General features: G+C 44.9%; 2 protein-coding genes. Both read right to left on the bottom strand.

Annotated features, from left to right (window positions below; translation table 11 throughout):
- Positions 1–216 precede the first annotated feature (216 nt).
- On the bottom strand, positions 217–729 hold the full coding sequence (locus tag IM485_RS21795) for a PEP-CTERM sorting domain-containing protein (RefSeq protein WP_287745517.1): 513 nt from the start codon (positions 727–729) through the stop codon (positions 217–219).
- A gap of 52 nt (positions 730–781) precedes the next feature.
- Positions 782–5,473, bottom strand: coding sequence for an ExeM/NucH family extracellular endonuclease (locus tag IM485_RS21790; protein WP_287745515.1), 4,692 nt, complete (start codon positions 5,471–5,473; stop codon positions 782–784).
- Positions 5,474–5,992 lie beyond the last annotated feature (519 nt).

Here is a 5,992-nt window from a genome sequence, read left to right as displayed (position 1 = left end):
TTGGAGGGATCGGGGGTAGAATTCAGGTACTTTTTCCCTGAAAATTAGGTAACTGACTACCTCAAAATCGGTAAAACCCTACACCCTACACCCCACACCCTACACCCTGCCCCCACCAACAAACTTTTTCAGCAAACCCTAGGTAGAGTAATCGATAAACTACGCCTACCCATTAGTTTGAGGTAGGCGTTTTTAGCTAAGGAAGTCTCAAATTAGTTAGGGACTTTTGCGAAAGACAAGACCTATTCCTCCTAAAGTAATTAAACCGATAACGATAGAAGGTTCAGGAACTTTGCTAAAAGTTAGGCTACCTTGTCCTGCAATACCCAAGCGAGGAGTATAGGTAAAAGCCGCTTCACTTAGTTCAAAAAATCCGCTAGTCAGGGCAAAATTAGCGATGGGAAAGAAGGCATTAGTAGAGGTGACACTATAATCGATGCCAATAAAAGTCCCATCGAAATAATTAGCCACGGGAGGGGCATCGGCCGAAGCGAGATTAAAGCTATGGTCGAGGAGATTAAAACTAATATTGGTCAAGGGGATAGATTCAAAATCTACGCCTGTAATCGCCCCATCATCGAAACTGGCCGAACCAGAATAACTCCCATTCAGACTTCCAGAAGTTATAACACCTTGAAAATTGTAGGTAATATTTGCCGCTTGTAAACTATTGACATTGACAGCAAAATATGCTAGGGCTAAACCTGTGATTACAGCAACTTTATTCATGGAAATTACTCCTTAAAAAAAACGGTGGGCATTGATAGCCCACCAAAAAAAACTAGAACAGGAAATTGGCAAGGTTATTCAAGACCGCCACCGCAACGTTATTAATTAACGCTAGGGGTAAAGGACTTGCGGCAGTTCCAAAACCATCAGTATCGATATTTAGAACCGTACTACTACCACGAGCAGTAAAAGTGATATAACCATCAGCAATGGGATTACTGCCGGTGTAATTCAAACTATTAAGCAGTTGCGTGAGAACAATTTTGTCGCTGCCGACGGTAAAATCAGTAATAGTATCACTGCGATCGCTCAAACTGACATAAACAAAGAAATCATTACCACCTAAACCAGTTAGGGTGTCGCGACCTTGGAACCCGACTAAGACATCATCACCGGTAGTACCCACTAGATTATCAATGCTGGCCGTACCCGAACGAGTGGAACGCAAAACTTCATCACTGCGGAAATTGAGGTTTTGCAGACGGGTATCAAATTCTCTGCTCACATCTTCCCCTAAAAAGGGTTGATTGAAGAAATTCGCCCGTAAATACTCCGCAAAAGCGTCCTGTTCCGTACCATCGGGGGCAAAAGTTGCATTTCCAGTGAAGTTGGGTGTACTGCCTAGCAAATTGACGCGATTGCGCTGGGGAATGGTATAACCATCACCGCCACCAAGAAGAAAAGAAAGCGTCACCATGCGGAAGCTACGATTAGCATCACCGACAATTGCGCCATTTTGCACCACCAAATCGATAACTGTGCCGTTTTCATCCTTGATTACCAAAGATTTTATCCGACTGCCAGCGGGGTCATCAAGGTGGAAACTGAAGGCCATTCCTCCCACTTGCGGGAAACGGCCTTGGGAATTAGCAGGGTCGTTTGTACTAGCCGCCAGACCATACTCCAAAATCCCCTTTAATTCACTAGCGGTGACAGTGGTGAGACTAAGGGAATTATTAAAACTGAGGGCATTTTTAATCGCTACTTCTGAAATTCCCCCGGCCGGTTTCACTCCGGGTACTTCTTCCGGTGCTACCCGTACTGCTTCCGTACCGGTGGGAACGATGATACTGCCAATGCTATTGCGAATACCACCGCCATTTTTCAGGGAAATAACCACGTTAGCATCGGTTTTTTTGGCCTCAGCTAGGTTAGCATCGGCGGTAATATTGCCGAGGTTGGTTTCCTGTTGGCGAACTCCATCTAATCCTGTCCCCGACCGTTGACCGTTGAGGAAAACTCGCGTAAAACCGAAGAAATTGCCTTCTTGAGCGTTAATAACCCCTCTGAGGGCATTGGTAATCCCCCGAATTTCGGGGTCTTCTAATCCTGTTCCCCCCACTTCCGTCACTCCTTGGGCATCGGTGGCGTAAGCGCCGCTAATATTGGGATTGTAGCTTTCGGGAATGATATGACCACTGCTATCAAAATCGATAACTAAGCGCCCGACGTACTTATAATTGGCATCGGTATTAACTACCGCTACTGGTTTTCCCTCCGGGTTAGTTTTGACAATGGGGTAAACGCCCTGGAAGGTGTCTCCGGCGCGTAAACGGTCATTTTCGTCGGTTGAACGAGTATGGGAACCACCAGCGACAATAATATCGACATTGCGTAAACGTTCTGCTAGGGCCTGTTCGATCGATAATTGTTGCATATGAGCTAACAAAACGACCTTATTCATCCCCGGATTAGCGGCCAAAAGTGCATCGACGGAAGCTTGAATAATGGCCGCTAAAGCATCAAGGTCATTTGGATTAGCAGGAGAAACTCCCACGTTACCCGGACTGGAAATTGAGCGTAAAATCGGGGTAGTTGCCCCAACAATACCAATTTTCTCGCCATCGGGCAGAGTAATCACCGTACTCTTAGCGATTTTATTAGCAATGGTACTCGCTTCCTGACCATCGGCAGTCACTAAACTGGCTAAGTTGGTATCGGGGGCAAAATTAAGATTAGAACTGAGATAGGGGAAATTTGTACCCGGATAGTTGCCACTGGGAAGAATCAAATTACGGACAACTGCTGTACCTTGGTCAAATTCATGATTACCAAAAGCGTTCGCTTGTACTCCCAAATTGTTGAGAATCTGGATATCGCCGCGGCCAACTGCCCCGAATACCTGTTCGCTGGCCCCGAAAAATAGCCCCGGAATGTAGGCATCTCCAGACGCAAGGGTGAGGGTATTGGCAAAACCTGCTACACCATCGTTATCGATGTCCTGCTGTTTGAGGGCATTTAACACCGCACTCATGCGCGGGGCATCATCAAGGGCTGAAATTCCGCCTTCGTTGTCGGAAAAATGGAATAATTGCAGTTTAAAGGGTTGAGGGGTGGTTAAATTTAAACCAATTAAAACGGGATCATGATCACTGGTACGATAGGGGTTAACTTGGTAGAGTGCAGAGGGGTTTAAGGGAGGATTGGAGGGATTTTCCCCGGGGTCAACGATATTGTCATCGTAGTCAAAAACACTAGGTTCATCAGCGTTAATGTGCCATTCCGTCACTCCCGTTACCTGGGAGGCTAAACTAGCATTAGCGAGAGCATGGTCGAGATAACCAGCTTGACCGTCAAAAACGTAGGAATAAGCGTTAATACCCCCAAATTGACCCACTAAATTTGTATATCCGGCGGATTCGAGCGCTCGAATTGGGTCTTCTTGGGCGTAGGCATTGAGATCCCCGATAATTAAATAATCCCTATCACCGCTATTAGTGGGATCCGTGGCTATCCAATCCCTTAAGGCTAAGGCCGCATTGGTGCGACTGGCATTCCAGAAACCTTGACCATCCCCTCGATCGAAGTTAGGATCACTTGTATTAGTTAACCCCGATTGACCTTTTGATTTTAGGTGATTGACGACTAAATTAAATTTGGCACCGGTATTGACTTCTTGGAAGGCTTGTGCTAGGGCGGGACGATTGCGAGTATCATCGAAACGAGCATCAACGCTACTGTCTAAGATCTTAAAATCACCTACAGGGGTCACTTTAGCGGGTTTGTAGATGATTCCCACCTTAATCGCATCGGTGCCAATTGTACCTGTGGGGATAAAAGCGTAGGTTCCTGCACCTGCAACGGCATTTAAAGCGTTAACAAGCTTAGATATCGCCCCATCGCCGTTATTTTCCAATTCTATCAACCCGAAAACATCGGCATCAAGACCGATAAGCGCCGTGACTAATTTCTCCTCTTGACGCTGAAATTCGTTGATACTATTGGCACCCCGGGCATTATTAGTGCCATTGTCGATGGTGGTAAAGTAATTAAGGACGTTATAACTGGCAATTTTTAGCCTACCCCCCACATTAGTGGGCGTTTCTGAGCGATTATTGACCGCTTGGAAGTCCACACCTTGGTTATTCTGGACGCGATAGACTCCGAAACGTTGGTCTAAAACTCCGGTTAATCCCGTTACTGTGTCCCCGGCCCGTAAAATGTTACTGGTACTTAGGGGATTGCCACCACGTCCGAATAGAGTCGTCGGAAAAGTGAGATTACTACCATCATCTAGGGTAATTCGTCGCAGATTATTACTCGCTTGTAAAGTATTGGCATCTGTCCCCGGATTGGTAACGTTAGTGGGTTGCTGTAAACGTCCCCCAGAGGATAAAACCACACTACCAAAACGACCAAGTTGGAAATATTCGGTTAAAGAGAGAGTTTCGGCGAAAGTTGTCCGCATTCCCTCAAAAGCTTCTAAAACTTGCGGTTGAGCATTCGCGTTCGAGAGATTGCTAATAGTGGCGGCCGTGGGTAAGGGATTATTATTAGAAATAATTAACGCTTCTGTGATGCTGCTCAGTTGGGTTAAGGATACCCCCGCGTTACCAAATTCACTAACTGTTCCTGTAATTCTAACTTTATCGCCGATAGTAACGTTAATAATCGGGATATTGCCTTCAAAAATAAATAAACCTTCGGAAGTAAGAGGATTACTATCGCTATCGCTATCTTCCTCCTGAAGATAAAAACCACTTAATCCCGTATTACCCTGGAAATCTCCCACCACGATCGCTTCTACAGTCACCAATTGATTTAAAATTGGACTGACTAAACCCGTGCCTTGAATTTCATGGATTTTTACGAGGGTAGGAGTGGGTAGAATATATGTACTGGGGGCAGCTAAACCAGTCACGGCAATATCATCAATTGCGTATTCATCGCGACTACCGCTACCACTAACATCATCTCCTGTCCAACGCAGGAAAAAATTACTATTAGCGGCGATACTTAATCCAGAAAGAGTGATAGAACGAGTTACCGACTGCCAACCAGAGGTATCGGAAGTCCCCGGTGTGGTAAAATCCAAACTACTAACAGCAGTAAAAATATTTCCGTCCCCAGAATAGGAAAAATTGAGAGAATTGGCCCGATTTTGGTCGTTGCGAAAGCGGATGATATAGGAAAGAGTAATCGAATCCACTAAGCTATTAGTGACATTCTGTAAGCGTAGGGTGATAGCGCCGGGGGTAAAATCATCTCCTGTGGGTTGTACCCCAAAAGCATTATTTCCCGAAGCGACGCTGAAAGCATAAACTCCCCCAGTGGTGACAGGGTTAGATGTCTGTCCTCTGGCAAAATCTCCTGAAGAAGTACGGGTGTCCCCATAGGTCATGCTGCCATCGGAAAGACCGGAAATAATCCAAAGGTCGGAATCTAGCTGACCTAGACTCGGAATCGGGGCGAATCCCGAACCAGTAAAAGTATTAAAATTTTCTGTAAAGGTAGCGTTACTCATACTGTAGTGATGAAGATGCCTTTACTACCCTAGAGTTCAAGGATTAATGACTGGTAAACTCTCCTTTAATGACCCGTAAACCTTTGGTTAAAAGAGATTATTCGTTAAATTATAGCCTTTTTCATAAACATGAAGTATAACGTTAATGATAGCCAAATTGCACAATGAATGAAATCCTATCGAGTAGAGTTGCGTCAGAAAATCCTAGAATTGTCATTATAAATAACCCATCTCTCCAAGACAATTAGCGAAAAGATTCTATATTTATTCGGTCATCAAACCCGGTTTACAAGCTTCCGGGTTGGTAGTGACCACTTCAGTGGTTGTTTAACTAAGAACAAGAGGAAAGGCAGCGTAGGATTATTTTTTAAGATAAATACGGCTCTACCGAACCTGTCATGCAAAACTATCAACAACTCATGCTTGTAAAGTTTGTACAATAGGGCTTTGAGTTTTTGTTAGATTGATATTTATCAACTTTAGAGCATTGCTGGACAGAGAGGGAGCTTGGGGAATTTT

Origin of the sequence: Microcystis sp. M169S2 (genome assembly GCF_020245865.1) — a bacterium.
Taxonomy (GTDB): domain Bacteria; phylum Cyanobacteriota; class Cyanobacteriia; order Cyanobacteriales; family Microcystaceae; genus Microcystis; species Microcystis ichthyoblabe_A.
The sequence above is the reverse complement of the archived record's forward strand: the minus strand, read 5'-3'. Positions and strand labels throughout refer to the sequence as shown.